Source organism: Pseudoalteromonas prydzensis (genome assembly GCF_001661495.1).
In the GTDB taxonomy this organism is placed as follows: Bacteria; Pseudomonadota; Gammaproteobacteria; order Enterobacterales; family Alteromonadaceae; genus Pseudoalteromonas; species Pseudoalteromonas prydzensis.
Genome location: NZ_BDDT01000001.1, coordinates 678,217 through 694,169, shown reverse-complemented (window position 1 = coordinate 694,169; position 15,953 = coordinate 678,217). Strand labels below are relative to the sequence as shown.

Genomic DNA, 15,953 nt, shown 5'->3' with positions numbered 1-15,953 from the left:
GATAAATAATAAAAACTTTTATAAACAACGGGGTAGGGTAATGAGTAAGGCGTTATTTGAACAGCGGGTTGAACAACACCTAACCAGTATATATGAGGGTGTTGACTTATGTATGAGTATCGATGCGCTCGCAAGTATGTTGATCACTACTATGTTAAGGGATGACCCAGTGCGCGACCCAACGCCTCATAAAAATCGTTGGGATCAGCAAGATGTTATTTTGATTGCTTATGGCGATTCTATAATGCGTTATCGTGATGCTGATCAGGCGGTTGCCGTGCCGAGTGAACCGCCGTTACATACTCTGCATCGATTTATGAAAAACCAATGCGCAGGAACGATTAACGCGCTGCATATTTTACCATTTTACCCCTATAGCTCCGATGAGGGGTTTTCGGTAATGAACTACGTGCAGGTGAATGAATCTTTAGGCAGTTGGGATGATATTCAAGGCATTGCTCAAGATGTTAAGCTAATGGCTGATTTAGTGATCAATCATTGCTCTAGTCGCAGCCGTTGGTTTGAAAACTTTATTCAAGGCAAAGAGCCTGGACTCAGCTACTTTAAAACAGCGAGTCTAAATGACGATCTATCCCAGGTAGTTAGACCAAGAACATCGCCGTTACTTAATACAGTGCAAACGGCGCTAGGGGAACGCCATGTTTGGTGCACATTTAGCCCAGATCAAGTCGATTTAGACTTTGCCAATCCATTAGTACTTAATGAGTTTGTCGGTATTATTCGTCATTATCTTGATAATGGCGTAAAGATATTCCGCCTCGACGCAGTGGCATTTTTGTGGAAAGAGCTGAATACCTCATGCATTAACTTAGCGCAAACACATGAAGTGATCAGATTGCTACGAACGTTAATAGAGCATATAGAGCCAAGTGCAATAATAATTACTGAAACAAACATTCCAAATCGTGAAAATTTATCTTACTTTGGCAATGCCAATGAAGCCCATTGTATTTATAACTTTTCATTGCCTCCTTTGTTATTACATACCTTACTCAGTGGAGACAGTAAAGCACTCAAGCATTGGATGATGAGTATGCCGCCAGCGCAAAATGGTACTGCCTACTTTAATTTTATTGCTTCTCACGATGGAATTGGTTTGCGTCCTGCTGAGGGCCTGCTTGACGAGGATGAACTAGGGCAAATGGTTAATACGGTTAGTCGTTTTGGCGGAAAAGTGTCAATGCGCACTGCCAATAATGGCACCAGCTCACCCTATGAACTTAATATTGCGCTATTTGATGCTCTACAAGGCACACATAAAGGCGTGGATAAGTGGGGGTTACAGCGTTTTGCCTGTGCTCACGCTATTATGTTTGCCCTCGAAGGCATTCCAGGGCTTTATATTCACAGCTTATTGGGCACCACTAATGATTATGAACGCTTTGAAAATAGCCAGCATAACCGTTGTATTAATCGTCATCGTTGGCAAGAGTCGGCATTGCTAGAAAAGCTTGCAGATCAATCAAGTCATCATTATCACGTATTTACTCAAATTAATCATTTACTGGCTATTCGTAAACAGCAAGACGCCTTTCACCCAAATGCCACACAATTTACCTTACACTTAACAGGCGCTTTATTTGGTTTTTGGCGTCAAAGCATAGACCGTAGGCAAAGTATTTTTTGTGTTTATAACATTAGCGATGAGCCGCAGACTTTGCTGTTAGCTGACTTGAACTTAATCGATACTGAGCAGTGGTTTGAACTTATCTCGGCACAGGCAATAGATCAAGGGCAACAAAGTATTGAACTTGCACCTTATCAGCCGCTATGGTTATCGAATCGACAATAGCTAGCTACTTTAGTGAAAACGGCGCTGTAACTGTAAAGGGCTGTAAATCCCCTTTACAGTGTTATTTATTGAGGGCTTTGACGAGGTTGTCTACTGTAAATGGTTGCGGATCAGTGGCTGTTTTACTGAATTGAGAAAAATCAATATCAGCTAAATCAGTTTCATTGATGTGCTTTGCAAGTGGTTCGATTTCAGCTGTAAGGTTATTAAAAATGGCTAACTTAGTATGGTTTAAGTAAATGCGAGCGTTATGATGATCAACGATATTAATAAGTGCATAAGCACCTAATAACACATGGCCACCCAGTGTTATATCTAACGCTTCGATACCCTGCGGCACAGAGTCCCAATTCATGCCACCAACAACTACCTTATCTGTGTTATTGCGCGCTTGTAATGCTCTTTTTACACCAAACCCGATAGCATCATTTGCGCACCATATAATATTGATCTCAGGAGCAAACTCCAAAAACGCTAAGGTTTTTATATAGCTTTGTTGTTCAGACCAATTGGCAACCTCTTTTCCTATAAAGTTTACATCTTGATGTCGCTTAATAAATTCATCTAAGCCTGCTGCACGTTCTAGCGATGCGGGAGTAGTATAGTCACCGATAAGGGCAAGCATATTAGCTGGTTGATCCGATGTTGTTGTGTGTTCGATAAGTAACTGTTGTGCTAGAGTTTTCCCAGCAGCATAATTATCTGGTATGACACTGCCAATAATATTCACGCCATTGCGTTTCAGTGACGTTAGTTGTTCGATAGCAGGGCGGCTATATAAAAAATAAATAGGGATATTTTTGGTATTTAATTTTGCTAAATATTTACTGACAACACTTTTTTCATCGACCACAACTAAATAGTCAGGCTGGTCTTTAATTGCCTCGCTAATAAGTTCTTTCATTAAGATATGATTACGATTCGCATATTTAATGTGTAAGTTTATATCTAAGTCATCCGCCGCATTGCGCATAATTTTAGACACTTTGAACCAAAAGTTGCCCGTCGTATTTATTTCAGCAGAGGAATCTGCAAAACCAGGGTTTACAAAGATAATATTTAATGCCGCGATGCTGTGAGGGCTGACAATTAAACAGGCTAATAAAAATAGCCAATGGTTTTTCAATCGTTGCATTAAATCTAAACCCAGAACACGTCATATCTATAAAAGCGAATTCTAACACAAAATTAGTTTTCACCATACTCAATGCAAGGTTATATTCACAGCTGCTGCGGTGTATAATGATTTTTCATCTTTTTTAGCTGTAACTGTTAGGATTATTATGAAAGTATTTTTGTGCCTTGTGGCACTGTTGTTTGCCCCGAGTATATTTGCTAGCGATGATTTTGACCTTGAAGCTCATATGAAAAATATGGGACTTGCTTATAAACACAGCGTTGAAGCAAGCCAATTACCTGAATTCAATACTGCGATCGATGAGTTTATTACCTTGGTTAAACGTAGCAAATCCGCGACTTTTCATAAAGAAGCCGAGCAGTCACTGCAAGGTTTAGATAAAGTGATTGCAAAAGCTGAACTTGCAAAAAAATTGGCTAATGAAAAAGGCTTGGCAGCTGCTAAAGGGCCTTTAAAAGCCATTGATGGCTTACGTAAGCAATATCATAAATTGCATGAGCCACCAGGGTTTTGGGAATTGTTATTTGGTAAGTAAAGTACTGTGTGCGCCTTAAGATAGGCGCACACAGTTGTATCAGAGATCTATTAACGACCTTTCTTTTTCATACCTTGCACTGCTTTAAAACGTGGATTGTCTTTACAGATCACAAATACACGTCCTTTGCGCTTAACAATTTGACAACCAGGACGGTTTTTCGCACTTTTCAATGAACTTAAGACCTTCATACTTATTTGCTCCCTAAGTTTTTAAAGCGACGGTTGAATGCGGCCACACGGCCATCAGTGGTTACAGATTTTTGCTTGCCGGTATAAAATGGGTGCGAATCACTTGATACATCGACAGGGACGTATGGGTAAGTTTTCCCATTAAGCTCAATGGTGCGTTCCGTTTTAATTGTTGAACCAATAAGAAAGTAACTATCGGCAGCCGTGTCATGGAAGGCAACGGTTTGGTAATCAGGATGAATATTAGGTTTCATAAAAGCCTTTTACTAAAAAATCTATGTTATGTGATATTATAACGGTAATTTATAGTAAATAGGAGTCCTTTGCAAATACTATTTTAAGCAGGCAAAAAAGTAGCGAAATGATGCTAATTTGGTCAACTTAACTAAAAAATAAGCAGTCAGATCAAAAAAACTAGCTATTGATAATTAGCCTGTTATAAATAATATGTAACCGCGTTAAGGAAGCAAATAATAATGAATGAACCCACTCAAGAACACCCGACTGAGCAACGCCAAGAAATCGATCAAGGTGTGATGGAAACATTGCGCTCGCGAGACCACAGTGTATTGGCGCAACAAATAGATCCGTTAAGTTGTACGCATAACGATATTGTGGAATTACTTGCGCAATATTTAGCATTAAGTGAGCAAGATGATGATGAAATTTTTGATGCGTGGTTTGATGGCTTAAATAAAGCGCAGCATACCGTATTGAAGGTTTTTGAAGTATATCGCGGCCAATTTGAGCATCAAGAGTAACCGAAGAAAGTAATTCATGTTGGGATGAATCACTTTATTTAATTAGTTTTTACAGTGCGACTTAAGCCGCGCTTTTTGTTTAAGTACCAAGCTACTTATTTACATTACATAGCTCAGTGATTATTATGAAAACAATAGCAATTATCGTTTGTATTCACTCTGGGTGTTCTGATGTCAAAAATAAGAGTTTTATTAATTGAAGACGATAATACGTTAAATAATTATCTCACCGATTTATTGGTTAAATCAGGTTACTGTGTTGAGCAGTGTTTTGATGGTTTAACTGGTTTGGAAATAGCTCAGCGTCAGCAGCATCACCTTATTTTACTCGATAAAATGCTTCCTAAGTTAGATGGTGTATCACTTTTAAAAATATTGCGAGAAACCAGCCAGCAACCAGTCATTATGGTCTCAGCTAAAGGCGCAGAAGAAGAACGTATTTTAGGTTTAAGTCATGGCGCAGATGATTATGTTGCTAAACCATTCAACACTCAAGAGCTCTTACTGAGAATAGAAAGCTTGCTCAGGCGCAGCCAAGCCAATGTTAAGCTCAATAGTCACGTAGAAATAAGTATTGATGGCTTAATGCTTAACGCTGCAAAGCAGGTTATTTATGTAAATGATCAAGAGCTTGAGTTCACGCCTATTCAGTTTAAATTGCTTTGGGAGCTTGTGTCGCAACAAAATCAAATAGTCAGTAAAGCTGACTTGTATCAAGCTGTACTCAATAAAAAGTTAGGGGCTTATGATCGTAGTATCGATATGCATCTTAGCCGAGTACGAAGGAAACTGACAGACGCTAATTGGTTAGGAGAGCGCTTACAAACAGTGCATGGTAAAGGATACTGTTTTAAATGAAGCGTAAACTACTTTGGAAGTTGTGCCTTATATTAGCAACTGGGTTAGTTTCATTTTTTTATTTTTTGCACTTATTCACTTTAAAAACCGAAGAGAGCATGAGTTTTATTGCAGAGCAAGATCGCACGCAATTGCAAACATGGGGAGCACATGCTGAACAGCTCTACACCGCAGGAAAAATAGACCAATTAAATGCGTGGTTGGCCCAGTTAAAAACACAAGAAAACACCTGGATATCCATAGCCGGCTTTAAGGTTAACCACATAGCAGGTGAACCATTTGATAAAAATATTGTTGGTGGTTATCACTTTGGTCGCAGTGTGGAGTGGAAAATTCACCTATACTTTGAGCAAAACCCCATTATGGAGATCCCGTTTGCCGACTCGAATGCCAGTTTACTTATAAAATTGCCTGATCGTATGCGCCCTGGCAATCACTGGACAACAACTAAGTTCATGTTGCAAATAATTATGCCAATGCTGGTTTTAGTGGTGTTATCAATTATTTTATATCGTCATATTATTACGCCTTTACAGAAACTAGAAAAGGCGACAGCAGAATTTAGTCGTGGTAACTTTTCGGTAAGGGTGGCGAAATATTTAGGGGGACGCAAAGATGAACTTGCCCAGCTTGCACTTACCTTTGATAAAATGGCCAGCCATATCGGTGAGCTAATTAATAACCAACGACAATTAATTTCGGACCTATCCCACGAATTACGAACACCACTTACGCGCTTAGATATTGCCGTTGAAAATTTTGATGAACAAGAAACTAAGCAGCACCTAGAGCGAATCACCCGTGAGTCAAAACATATTCGTAAACTTGTTGAAGACAGCTTAACCCTTGCATGGCTTGAAAATGAAAAACCGATAATTAAACAGGAGCCCGTCGATCTGGTAGACCTACTCGATGTATTAATTGAGGATGCCCGTTATGAATTTCCTGATCGAAAGCTGGTTGTTAATGCACCAATAAGTGCAATGATTGAAAATAGCTGCCACCGCGCTTTATGCCCAGCTATTGAAAACGTGATTAGAAATGCGCTGCGTTATACTCCAGTTAGTGAACAAGTTACTATTAGTATGTCTTTGGAATCTGGTTGTTACAAATTACAGATAAGTGATCAAGGTCCTGGTATTCCTGAGCAATTTTTAGAAAAAGTATTTGAGCCATTTTTTAGAGTCGACGACGCACGGATCAGTGAAGGTGATAGCTTTGGCTTAGGTTTAGCGCTTGCAAAACGTCATTTAGCCAGTGTTAGGGCAAAGATCCACGCTGAGAACGACCGAAATGGAGGGTTAGTTGTGGTGATAATGATTCCTATTTACTAAGTGTAACAATTGTAAAAGTCGTATCATTTTTGAACTTAAATAGTAATAATTCTTAATTAAGTATTTAACACTTATTTGAGACCCAATTCATGCCATCTGTACTAATAAATAAAACGTTTGTAAAAACCAGTATTGCCAGCGCTGTAGTTGCACTTTGCTTTAATGCAAACGCGGCTGCTCAAGAAAAGTCTAAACAAGAAAAGAAAATAGAAAAAATCACAGTCGTTGGCGCTACAACAAACTCAGAAATTACACCCCTTGAGCTTGAAAACTACCAAGCAAACGATTTAGAAGATATTTTTCGTCATACACCATCAGTTACAGTCGGTGGCTCGCTAGGTATTGCGCAAAAAATATTTGTACGTGGTATGGAAGACTCAATGGTCAATGTGACCGTTGATGGTGCGCCGCAAACCAGTACGCTGTTTCATCATATTGGTCGTGTTGCGATTGAGCCTGAGCTATTACAAAGTGTAGAAGTACAAGCCGGTGCGGGTGAAGCAACATCTGGCACAGGTGCTGTTGGTGGTGCGATACGTTTTAAAACAAAAAGTGCTGATAATTTACTCCGTGGTAATGAGCAATTTGGTGGTATTGCTAAAGCGAGTTACTTTAGTAATGATGGCCATAAAGAAAGCCTATCTCTATACGGCAAGTTAACAGACAAAGTCGGGGTTTTAGCATCCTATGTAAACGTTAGCCGCGATAATATGGATGACGGAGATGGTAAAGAAATACCTGGTACAGCAGCCGATCAAACTCTTGCATTTATAAAGGTTAACGCCGAGCTGACAGAAAACCAAAACCTTACCCTAAGCTACGAAAACCGCCAAGAAGAAGGTGAGTTTGGTAAACAAACCAACTGGGCACCGCTTGCATCAGATCCACTATTTATGTCGTGGGGAGAGCGCGAAACCATCGTATTAAATCATGCCTGGTATTTAAATAGTTTAGTAAACCTTGAAACGACTATTTACCGTACAGAGTCTTCATTTAAACGTGAGCTTTATACCTGGGATGCAGCCATTGAAACAACGGGTTTTGATATCCGTAATAGCAGTGATTTAGGCCAACATACGCTAACATACGGTGTAGAGCAAAAAGTCGATAAAGTGCATTCGCAATCTTATGCAGATTTTGGTGGTATTTTTGATGAAGAAGGCACTGTAACCGGTGTTTATATTCAAGATCATTGGCAACTAACTGATGCTTTGTTACTTAGCTTTGGTGCGCGTTATGACGCGTATGAACTGGATCACAGCGGTATAGAAGCTAATTGGATACAAGTTGATGGTGTGTGGGTTGTGGAAACGGACGCCAGCGGCGCGGCTGTGACAACCTCAGATCAATTCTCGACTGAAAAACAAGATGGTGTTAGTGGCAATATTGGTTTTGAGTACAGTTTAACTGAGTCTTTAAAGCTGTCTGCTGGTTATGCACAAGCACTTAGAGGTAGACAAGTTGCGGATGCCTTTACTGTTGGGGAGCTAACACCAAATCAAGATTTATCACCTGAAGAAGTTGATAACACAGAGCTTGGCTTAGTGTATAACAACGGTACATGGTTGTTTGAAGCGTCAGTGTATTTAAGCGTTATCAACGACGTGGTGTTTGATAAGTTTAAAGGTCGTGAAGGTGTATTTTACGAAAACATAGGTGATTTAGAAACCAAAGGCCTTGAGCTTGTATCGGGTTATCAAGGTGATAATTTCGATGTTATCGTAAGCTACAGCCATAACGATGTTGAATTAAATAACACCTCATTTGTGTGGCCTGATGCTAATGACCCCTCTGGTTACAGTACCGTCAATTTCGACGGTATTGAGATGGCAGCCTACGAGTATGGCGGCTTAGGCAATGCGATTGGCGATTCTATCAATGTTAATTTTAACTACCATGTAAATGAACAAATTAAGTTTGGTTTAAACTATAACCATGTTGCCAGCCTTAATGATATTGAAGTATTCCACCGCTCAATTGAGCTCGGTTGGTTGAGCGAGCTCGAAACTATTAATAAGCCAGGGTACGATTTATTTGATGCCTATGTAACTTATGAGCCGCTTACAAATCTAAGGTTTGATTTATCTGTACAAAACTTATTAGATGAATCCTACCGCAGCCACGGTAGTGTTGCTGACTACGGCCACATACCGGGCTACGAAAGTGTGGTAGGCATTAAAGAGCCAGGGCGTGATATTCGCCTTAGTGTGTCGTATAAATTTTAACTTCTGAATTAGTTAAGTGCTTTATTCAAGCACCTAAGTTAAAGCACCTAACTGGCTTATTAATGAACCTCACAAAAAAATATCATACCGTATTTCATATAACTGCTCGCGTGCTTATTGCTTTAGTTGGCGGTTATTTTATGTCAATGCTTGGCGCTATCTTGATTGGTAATCATCTATTGAGTGATAAAACAAACAGCATTATCACCGGGTTAATGTTTAGTTTTATTATTTACCTCATCACCGTGCTATTTGTATTTGCTACTAAAACAACGTTACGCGCTTTTGCCGCTGTATTTGGTTTATGTATCTTACTTTACTTTTTTAATTACTATTTGCAGGGGCCGCAGTAGTATGAAACCTCGATTTAGACAATCTATGAGCTGGCTACATACGTGGTCGGGCTTTGTTTTTGCTTGGCTACTGTTTTTTATTTTTATTACTGGCACTGTAGGCTATTTTGAAAATGAAATAGACCGCTGAATGAAACCAGAAATAGCTATTGTAAATGAACCAATTGATGACTTAACAATACTCCATACTGCGCAGCAACAACTCACAACCAACGCAGAAGATGCAACTCAGTGGTACATTAGTTATCCATCAGCACGGGATCCTTATATTGATATTTCATGGCTGCAGCCAGCAAATAAAGAGACTGGGGCGCGTAGGCAGTGGCATGAAAAAAACCTTGAACCTAATACTGGTGAGCTAATAACAACCAGGGAAACCAGTGGTGGCGAGACGCTATACCGACTGCACTATAACTTACATTATGTGCCTATTGTTGTTGGGTATTTGGTCACTAGTTTAGCAACGATGCTGATGCTGATTGGTTTAGTCACTGGGGTTATCATTCATAAAAAAATATTCATTGAGTTTTTTACCTTTCGTGCCAATAAAGGGCTGCGTAGTTGGCTGGATATTCATAACATTTTTAGTGTGCTGCCATTGCCTTTTCATTTGATGATTACTTATAGTGGGCTTATTTTATTAATGGGTGTTTCATTTTCGCCTGTGGTCGATGCAACCTATGGAGAAGGGCAAAAAATGCATCGCCAGTTATACAATGAAACGCAAGCCGAAAACATTACAAAGCAATTTATAGCGTTACCCGCTGATAACTTATCGCTTGAAGCCGCATTAATTGATGCAAAATCACGTTTTAAAAATCAGTCAGTGAGTTACCTTGGTTTAATTGAACGCAATACCGAGCAACCAGGGTTTGAAGTGTGGTTTGAAGCAGAGCAGGGCATCGAATTTGCAATACTGATCACCTATCGTGTTGTAGATAACAAAGTGCAAATAGAGCAAGCCACAGATAAAAAATACAGTGCAGCAGAGGTTTATGATGTGTTGGAGCATCTACACGAAGGCTTATTTGCTGATATTTATTTAAGGTGGTTGTACTTTTTATCAGGCTTGTTAGGCGCTGGAATGATTGCAACGGGACTGATTATTTGGGTGCAAAAACGTAAAAAGCAGCAAGCTAGGTTTATCAATGCGATAGACAAGCTCAACGCTGCAGTGGTTGTTGGCCTACCCATTGCCATAGCAGCTTACTTTTGGGCAAACCGTTTATTACCTGTTGAAATGGCCAGTCGTGCTCAGTGGGAAATGCATAGTTTATTTATTGTATTTGCGTTGTGTTGTTGTTTTTGCATGGCACGAATGGCTGAAAAAGTATGGCTAAATATGTTGTGGTTGGCAGCTGCGGTCTATGCCTTGATACCACTGGTTAATATACTTACCACGGAGCACAGTATGTTAGCAAGCTTACAAAATAACGATTGGTTAATGCTGGGGTTTGATTTAAGTATGTTGGCATTTGCTGGGGGGTTTGCTTTTGCGGCGGTTGTGTTGCAAAAGCGAAATGTTATTGGCTCTTCAAACACACATATAAAGCAAACAGCAAAAGGTATTTAAATATGTTAATTTTTCTGCAAATATTAATACAAATAATACTGCAATTACTGGGTTTTACATTGCTGAGTTTATCGCTGCAACGCCATTATAATGATGTATTTAGCCAAGCACAGCGTTTAAAAAAAAACACCTGTATATTGCTTAGATGTATGGGCTTTACAATGATTGTTGTTGCAGTCGTTCATGCAATTAACACGTGGGGCAACGCATTAGGTTTAGTGTATGCATTTGCAACGGCCAGTCTTGTCGCAAGTGCATTAGCAGTGTTATTTGCATACACTGGCAAAATAAAAGCAATCATTAACTAGCATTCATTTGCTCTTTAGCAGCGTGAAGCTCAGATAAGATCTTAGTAGCTTGACGCTGCAAAGTTGTCACTAGTTCTACACTCATAATATGCCCACTCAAATAGTGTCACTATTTATTTAATAGCCAATGCTTATCAGCTAACGACTCGCCATAGCATACTGTATCACCAGCACCAAAAGTAGCTGTTTGGAAGTGAAGGCACATTCAGAAGCTCAAAAAATGAATTAACATTGCGCTAGGCAATAGCTAGTTAGCTTCACAAGGTTTAGTGTCATTGAGAGATATTTGGATCAATATTCATTACGGGAGGTGAACCGCCCATTGCGGGCCCGCATGATGGGTGGTGTGGGGGCTGGAGGTTAGAGACCTCCGGCTACCCGATTAGAGGTAATTTTTCACATTACAGGGAAACACTACTTCTTCAGTTTGAGAACGCTTTAGATCTTCAAGAGAAAAGATAGGTAAATGACCGCCATGCTCATTATGCAATATAACATTAAACCTCAAAAAATCTTTAACATTATCAGTAATGAGAAACGAATTAGCATTCCACGCACACATAAATATTAAAGCATCGTTTTGCTGTTTTCTTGCAGAGCTACCACCTACATTTTCTTGTTCCATCCATTTTATTAAATTATGTCTAGCGCCAAACCACTCATGTTCTTCTGGAATATAAAGGTACTTTTTACCAGCTTTATTACTATTTAAAACATCTATACTATCAATTGACGAGCTATTCACTGTTTTAGTGTGTTGGTATAATTCCATTACTTCTTGTTGTTGCTTAATATCTGCTTTATCTCTAGGGCCAAAACCAACCTCTAAGAGCGAAATAGAAGCAATAAATGTAGAATATTTTTCTCCCGTAACTTCTAATAACTTTGCGACATCTTGATCTTCACAAGCTTGATTAAGGACACAGGAATCCAAAAACATTCGTTTATTTCGAGAAAAGAAAAATGATGAAACTGGACAATTTGAACTCAAACCCATCATTACCTCTAACAGCTTATTGAAAACCATTGTGGTGGTTTATAACACACCAAAACGGCGTTTAATAATGTTATTGGACAAAGTTACAAACATTCCCTATACGTAGCGCTAAACTTTGGCTTTTCTATTGTTAGTTGCTGGCTTACTGCTTTAACTTTTTATCGTTGGGTTTCGTTACACTCAACCACAACCTACAATGGTAAATTTATCGCAGAGCTGCTCTGTTTTTCCCCTAGCACCTAGCACCTTTCCCCTCGCACCTGTTCTTTTTCACTTAACCGACAAATCATATTTTAGCACTAATGCATCGATATAGCGGCTGCGCAGGGTGTGTTGCTTTTCATGTTCTGCGCCGTGGCTTAGTGCACGATTTAATAGTTTCATGGCGGGGTGCAGTTTAGTGCGCTCTTGCTGATTGAGCCCCGCTTTAGTGCGCAACTCTGTGATATCGTCAACGATTAGGCGGCCAATATCAACAGCGACTATCTCGTCAATTAGGCCGTTTTGCGTTAATGAACCGTATTTGCTGCATAAAAATTGTTGCCACACTTGTTGCAGGTGTTCTTCTATTTCACAGCCAAATAATTCATCACTAAACTCAAAACCTTGCTGAGCAAGTTTACTCAGTGCGGTCATGTATTGTTGGGCAAAATAATCAAAGGCGTGACTCGACGAGGTGATTTTTTGTTTGGCCAGCCCTTGCCCCCAGTTTACACAGCCTCGAGGGTAGTAATCGTCGTATTCTTCACATTCATACAGGCCAGAAAATGAGCTGCAACTTAATTGATTTTTAATGCAATAGCTGGGTTTAGGGAATAAGCCACTGTCTTGCCAATGCATTAATGTATCTTCATCAATTGCTAGAGCCTGACACAACTCTTCGCTGTGATAAAAGTGGGTTGCTAAAAATCGTGATAAACGCATAAAAGTGCACTCAAAGTTAAAAAATAAAGATACTGTTTATTTATACAGCTGTTTATTTTGGACTAAGCCACTTAACAACACAAGTAATTTAATTAATTAATCATGCAAGACTCGGAAAACGACTACTTTTATGTTACAACTACGGCAAGTTTTTTTAAGAATAATTTTTTATGCGCAGTCTAGAACAAATTAAACAAGCAAGCCTTATTACCGCGATCAAAACACCATATTTAACCAGTGGTGAAATTGACTTAACTACCTATGATTTTTTAGTTGAACAACAAATTGCTGCGGGTGTTGATGGTATTGTTGTTGGTGGTACCACAGGTGAAGGCCAGTTAATGAACTGGGAAGAGCATTTAATGCTGATTGCGCACAGCGTTAATAAGTATTCAGATAAGTTAATCATTGTCGGTAATACGGGTAGCAATAACACCCGTGAAGCAATCAAGGCCACTGAATACGGTTTTGCCAGCGGTATGGATGCAGCACTGCAAATTAATCCCTATTATGGTCGTACTTCTATTGCGGGTGTGAAAGAGCACTTCAAACGCGTACTGGCAATTGGTCCTGCATTTATTTACAACGTAGCAGGGCGCACAGGTCAAGATTTAACCCCTGATATTATTGAGCCGTTGGCACAACATGAAAACTTTATTGGCGTAAAAGAGTGCGGTGGTAATGAGCGCATTAACCACTATGAGCAACAAGGGATTGCCTGTTGGTCTGGTAATGACGACGAAGCACACGATGCCCGTCATACGTATAAAGCACATGGTGTGATCTCGGTGACGTCTAATTTAATTCCGGGTTTGTTCCGCGAACTAATGGATCAACCTAACGCACAATTGAATGAGTCATTACAGCCATTAATGAAGTGGTTATTCTGTGAGCCAAACCCAATTGCAATCAACACTGCCTTGATGATGACAGGCGCTGTTAAACCTGTGTTTAGACTGCCATATGTGCCACTTAATACGCAGCAACAAGCGCAGGGAGTTGCCTTGATCAATCAACGTGAAGAGCATGATATTATTGGGCAACATGCAGCTAAACTTGTTGAACAAGACGTAATTTTACTCTAACTATGAACTGGTGCTTAATTTCTCTGTGGTTGAGCACCAAAATTTTGCATTTTGTCGAGTAATAGGTAAAATGGCACGCCTTTTAGAGTAATAAGACCAATCAGCCTGTGAAATTTGTTGTTGATAATTTTAGTGTATGGATTGCGCCAGAGCAGCAAATTAGTGGACTCGAATCTCTTCCTCGCCGAGAATTAAATTTAAGTTGGGTTGCACCAATGCAGCGCAGACGTTTAAGTCAATTTATGAAAATGGCTTTACACTGCATGCATGAAATTGAAGGTGCGCAAACGCAAGCAATTAATTTTTCTTCTCGTCATGGCGATCTCTTTAAAACATCTGGCTTACTCGATGCTATCTGTACTGACGATGCACTTTCACCCACTGCATTTGGCTTAAGTGTTCATAACGCTGCGCTGGGTATATTCTCGATTTTGAATAATAATACAGCGCCAATGAACGCGATTGCGTGTGGCAACGACAGTATCATTAGCGCATTGATTGATAGCTATGCTCGTCTACGTACACAACTGTGTGAGCAGATCATGGTTTGCCACGCAGATAGAGCCCTGCCAAGTGAGTATCTGTGTTTTGCAGATGAACGCCAGATTGACCATTGTATTGCTTTATCGCTTCAGTTGGCAAAAGCAGGTGAGTGCTATTTTTCGCTTGAGCCTATCGATTTAGAACCGACAACAGAGCCGAGCGAGTTGTTGCCTATCAGTATTCAATTCGCCATAGCGTTATACAACAAAACCCCAGAAACTATCTTATTTAATAATCAACGTGCATGGATGCTAACGTACCATGCTGGCTAATTGTGCTAAAAAAGTAAATTATGGTTGGCGGGTTTTTGCCACTGGGTTGTGCTTTAGTTTCTTTGGTTTGGGTGGTGTTGTATTAACTTTGCTGGTTTTACCGCTACAAAGGGTATTCGAGTCATCACAAGAAAAACGAAAATACCAAGCAAGATTAACGGTACACTATTGTTTTAAAGCGTTTGTCGCTATGATGCATAGCCTTGGCGTGATCCACTTTAGTGTTGAAGATAAAGCGCGCTTTGCCAGCTTAAAAGGTCAGCTGGTGTTAGCAAATCATCCATCCTTGATTGATGTGGTTGTACTGATCTCGGTTATTAAAAATGCAGATTGCGTTGTTAAGGCGCATTTATTTAAAAACCCATTTATGCGTGGCGTTATAAAAAGCACTGGTTACATCAGTAATCAAGACCCACAAGAGTTATTAGTTGAGTGCCAAGCATCGTTAGCTGCGGGTAATAATTTAATTATATTCCCTGAGGGCACGCGTTCGCAGCCAAATACAGGGCTAAAATTTAAGCGTGGCGCGGCTAATATCGTGCTCAGATGTCAAGCGTCGGTTGTTTGTGTACTTATAAAAATGCAGCCTAGTACGCTCACCAAAGGCACGCCTTGGTATAAGGTCGCTGCTACCCGGGCGCATTTTATGATGAAATTTACATCACTAGAATTTAACAATAATAATGATTTAAATGACGAACCGCCGTCAATGCAAGCACGGTATTTGACTCGTCAACTACAAGACTATTTTTCAGAGGAACTAACGCGTTATGAGCGAATTAAAAAATAAAATAAAGCTATTAATTATTAGCAGCTTAGATTTAGAAGATATGACCATCGAAGATATCGAAAATGATCAACCTCTGTTTGTAGATGGTTTAGGGTTAGACAGTATCGATGCACTAGAATTAGGTCTTGCGATAAAAAAAGAATTTAACGTCAAAATTGATGCTAACTCAGAACAAACAAAAGCACACTTTGCATCTGTTGATGCACTGGCTGAGTTTATTGAAAATAACAGATCTTAATACGCACAATAGAAG

At 39.7% G+C, this 15,953-nt stretch carries 17 protein-coding genes and 1 pseudogene; 13 read left to right on the top strand and 5 right to left on the bottom strand.

Annotated features, from left to right (window positions below):
* Positions 1-40: 40 nt before the first annotated feature.
* Complete coding sequence (locus A7968_RS02910; protein WP_064665062.1) at positions 41-1,813, top strand: sugar phosphorylase; 1,773 nt, start codon at positions 41-43, stop codon at positions 1,811-1,813.
* 61 nt (positions 1,814-1,874) lie between these two features.
* On the opposite strand, the gene A7968_RS02905 is transcribed toward A7968_RS02910, so the two are convergent.
* Positions 1,875-2,948, bottom strand: a complete 1,074-nt coding sequence (locus A7968_RS02905) for an ABC transporter substrate-binding protein (RefSeq protein ID WP_064665061.1) — start codon at positions 2,946-2,948, stop codon at positions 1,875-1,877.
* A gap of 148 nt (positions 2,949-3,096) precedes the next feature.
* On the opposite strand from A7968_RS02905, the gene A7968_RS02900 reads away from it, so the two are divergent.
* Positions 3,097-3,486, top strand: coding sequence for a cytochrome b562 (locus tag A7968_RS02900; protein ID WP_064665060.1), 390 nt, complete (start codon positions 3,097-3,099; stop codon positions 3,484-3,486).
* A 50-nt stretch (positions 3,487-3,536) separates the two neighbouring features.
* Here the strand turns inward: A7968_RS02900 and ykgO are convergent, their stop codons facing one another.
* Both ykgO and A7968_RS02890 read right to left on the bottom strand, forming a co-directional pair.
* Positions 3,537-3,677, bottom strand: coding sequence for a type B 50S ribosomal protein L36 (gene ykgO / locus A7968_RS02895; protein WP_016706761.1), 141 nt, complete (start codon positions 3,675-3,677; stop codon positions 3,537-3,539).
* A 2-nt stretch (positions 3,678-3,679) separates the two neighbouring features.
* Positions 3,680-3,931, bottom strand: a complete 252-nt coding sequence (locus tag A7968_RS02890; RefSeq protein WP_064665059.1) for a type B 50S ribosomal protein L31 — start codon at positions 3,929-3,931, stop codon at positions 3,680-3,682.
* Positions 3,932-4,153: 222 nt separating this feature from the next.
* Here A7968_RS02890 and A7968_RS02885 point away from each other — a divergent pair, with 222 nt between their 5' ends.
* From A7968_RS02885 to A7968_RS02855, 7 genes and pseudogenes are all read left to right on the top strand, one after another.
* Positions 4,154-4,438 carry a hypothetical protein gene (locus A7968_RS02885; RefSeq protein WP_064665058.1) on the top strand — a complete coding sequence of 95 codons (285 nt, stop codon included), beginning with the start codon at positions 4,154-4,156 and terminating at the stop codon, positions 4,436-4,438.
* Positions 4,439-4,609: 171 nt separating this feature from the next.
* Entirely contained in the window at positions 4,610-5,296 is a 687-nt protein-coding gene (locus A7968_RS02880) for a response regulator transcription factor (RefSeq protein WP_064665057.1), read from the top strand.
* On the top strand, positions 5,293-6,630 hold the full coding sequence (locus tag A7968_RS02875) for a HAMP domain-containing sensor histidine kinase (RefSeq protein ID WP_064665056.1): 1,338 nt from the start codon (positions 5,293-5,295) through the stop codon (positions 6,628-6,630). Before A7968_RS02880 ends, A7968_RS02875 begins: the two co-directional genes overlap by 4 nt.
* Before the next feature lie 89 nt (positions 6,631-6,719).
* Positions 6,720-8,855 (top strand): TonB-dependent receptor, encoded by a 2,136-nt coding sequence (locus tag A7968_RS02870; RefSeq protein ID WP_064665055.1) that lies wholly within the window; start codon positions 6,720-6,722, stop codon positions 8,853-8,855.
* 62 nt (positions 8,856-8,917) lie between these two features.
* Positions 8,918-9,208, top strand: coding sequence for a hypothetical protein (locus tag A7968_RS02865; RefSeq protein WP_064665054.1), 291 nt, complete (start codon positions 8,918-8,920; stop codon positions 9,206-9,208).
* A gap of 1 nt (position 9,209) precedes the next feature.
* Positions 9,210-10,781 (top strand): annotated as a pseudogene (locus tag A7968_RS02860) (PepSY-associated TM helix domain-containing protein).
* Between the two features lie 2 nt (positions 10,782-10,783).
* Positions 10,784-11,089, top strand: coding sequence for a DUF3325 domain-containing protein (locus A7968_RS02855; protein WP_064665053.1), 306 nt, complete (start codon positions 10,784-10,786; stop codon positions 11,087-11,089).
* A 382-nt stretch (positions 11,090-11,471) separates the two neighbouring features.
* Here the strand turns inward: A7968_RS02855 and A7968_RS02850 are convergent, their stop codons facing one another.
* Both A7968_RS02850 and A7968_RS02845 read right to left on the bottom strand, forming a co-directional pair.
* Entirely contained in the window at positions 11,472-12,089 is a 618-nt protein-coding gene (locus A7968_RS02850) for a type II toxin-antitoxin system VapC family toxin (protein ID WP_157586619.1), read from the bottom strand.
* 267 nt (positions 12,090-12,356) lie between these two features.
* A complete protein-coding gene (locus A7968_RS02845) occupies positions 12,357-13,010 on the bottom strand; it encodes a DUF6058 family natural product biosynthesis protein (RefSeq protein WP_064665051.1) in 654 nt (217 codons plus the stop codon).
* 170 nt (positions 13,011-13,180) lie between these two features.
* Here A7968_RS02845 and dapA point away from each other — a divergent pair, with 170 nt between their 5' ends.
* The 4 genes from dapA to A7968_RS02825 all read left to right on the top strand — a co-directional run bounded on the left by dapA (position 13,181) and on the right by A7968_RS02825 (position 15,938).
* Entirely contained in the window at positions 13,181-14,095 is a 915-nt protein-coding gene (gene dapA / locus A7968_RS02840; RefSeq protein ID WP_064665050.1) for a 4-hydroxy-tetrahydrodipicolinate synthase, read from the top strand.
* Between the two features lie 107 nt (positions 14,096-14,202).
* Positions 14,203-14,910: a beta-ketoacyl synthase chain length factor gene (locus A7968_RS02835; RefSeq protein WP_084447977.1), complete on the top strand. Its 708-nt coding sequence runs from the start codon at positions 14,203-14,205 to the stop codon at positions 14,908-14,910.
* Positions 14,900-15,700 carry a lysophospholipid acyltransferase family protein gene (locus tag A7968_RS02830; RefSeq protein ID WP_064665049.1) on the top strand — a complete coding sequence of 267 codons (801 nt, stop codon included), beginning with the start codon at positions 14,900-14,902 and terminating at the stop codon, positions 15,698-15,700. The genes A7968_RS02835 and A7968_RS02830 overlap by 11 nt, the downstream gene beginning before the upstream one ends.
* Complete coding sequence (locus A7968_RS02825; RefSeq protein ID WP_064665048.1) at positions 15,681-15,938, top strand: phosphopantetheine-binding protein; 258 nt, start codon at positions 15,681-15,683, stop codon at positions 15,936-15,938. The genes A7968_RS02830 and A7968_RS02825 overlap by 20 nt, the downstream gene beginning before the upstream one ends.
* The last annotated feature ends 15 nt before the right edge of the window (positions 15,939-15,953 follow it).

Bases quoted from the DNA above. Each gene is read 5' to 3' on its own strand.
- A7968_RS02855 (WP_064665053.1), top strand. From the start codon at position 10,784: ATGTTAATTTTTCTGCAAATATTAATACAAATAATACTGCAATTACTG.
- A7968_RS02870 (WP_064665055.1), top strand. From the start codon at position 6,720: ATGCCATCTGTACTAATAAATAAAACGTTTGTAAAAACCAGTATTGCC.
- A7968_RS02830 (WP_064665049.1), top strand. From the start codon at position 14,900: ATGCTGGCTAATTGTGCTAAAAAAGTAAATTATGGTTGGCGGGTTTTT.
- A7968_RS02905 (WP_064665061.1), bottom strand. From the start codon at position 2,948: ATGCAACGATTGAAAAACCATTGGCTATTTTTATTAGCCTGTTTAATT.
- A7968_RS02875 (WP_064665056.1), top strand. From the start codon at position 5,293: ATGAAGCGTAAACTACTTTGGAAGTTGTGCCTTATATTAGCAACTGGG.
- A7968_RS02880 (WP_064665057.1), top strand. From the start codon at position 4,610: ATGTCAAAAATAAGAGTTTTATTAATTGAAGACGATAATACGTTAAAT.
- A7968_RS02890 (WP_064665059.1), bottom strand. From the start codon at position 3,931: ATGAAACCTAATATTCATCCTGATTACCAAACCGTTGCCTTCCATGAC.
- A7968_RS02885 (WP_064665058.1), top strand. From the start codon at position 4,154: ATGAATGAACCCACTCAAGAACACCCGACTGAGCAACGCCAAGAAATC.
- dapA (WP_064665050.1), top strand. From the start codon at position 13,181: ATGCGCAGTCTAGAACAAATTAAACAAGCAAGCCTTATTACCGCGATC.
- A7968_RS02865 (WP_064665054.1), top strand. From the start codon at position 8,918: ATGAACCTCACAAAAAAATATCATACCGTATTTCATATAACTGCTCGC.
- ykgO (WP_016706761.1), bottom strand. From the start codon at position 3,677: ATGAAGGTCTTAAGTTCATTGAAAAGTGCGAAAAACCGTCCTGGTTGT.
- A7968_RS02850 (WP_157586619.1), bottom strand. From the start codon at position 12,089: ATGATGGGTTTGAGTTCAAATTGTCCAGTTTCATCATTTTTCTTTTCT.
- A7968_RS02910 (WP_064665062.1), top strand. From the start codon at position 41: ATGAGTAAGGCGTTATTTGAACAGCGGGTTGAACAACACCTAACCAGT.
- A7968_RS02900 (WP_064665060.1), top strand. From the start codon at position 3,097: ATGAAAGTATTTTTGTGCCTTGTGGCACTGTTGTTTGCCCCGAGTATA.
- A7968_RS02825 (WP_064665048.1), top strand. From the start codon at position 15,681: ATGAGCGAATTAAAAAATAAAATAAAGCTATTAATTATTAGCAGCTTA.
- A7968_RS02845 (WP_064665051.1), bottom strand. From the start codon at position 13,010: ATGCGTTTATCACGATTTTTAGCAACCCACTTTTATCACAGCGAAGAG.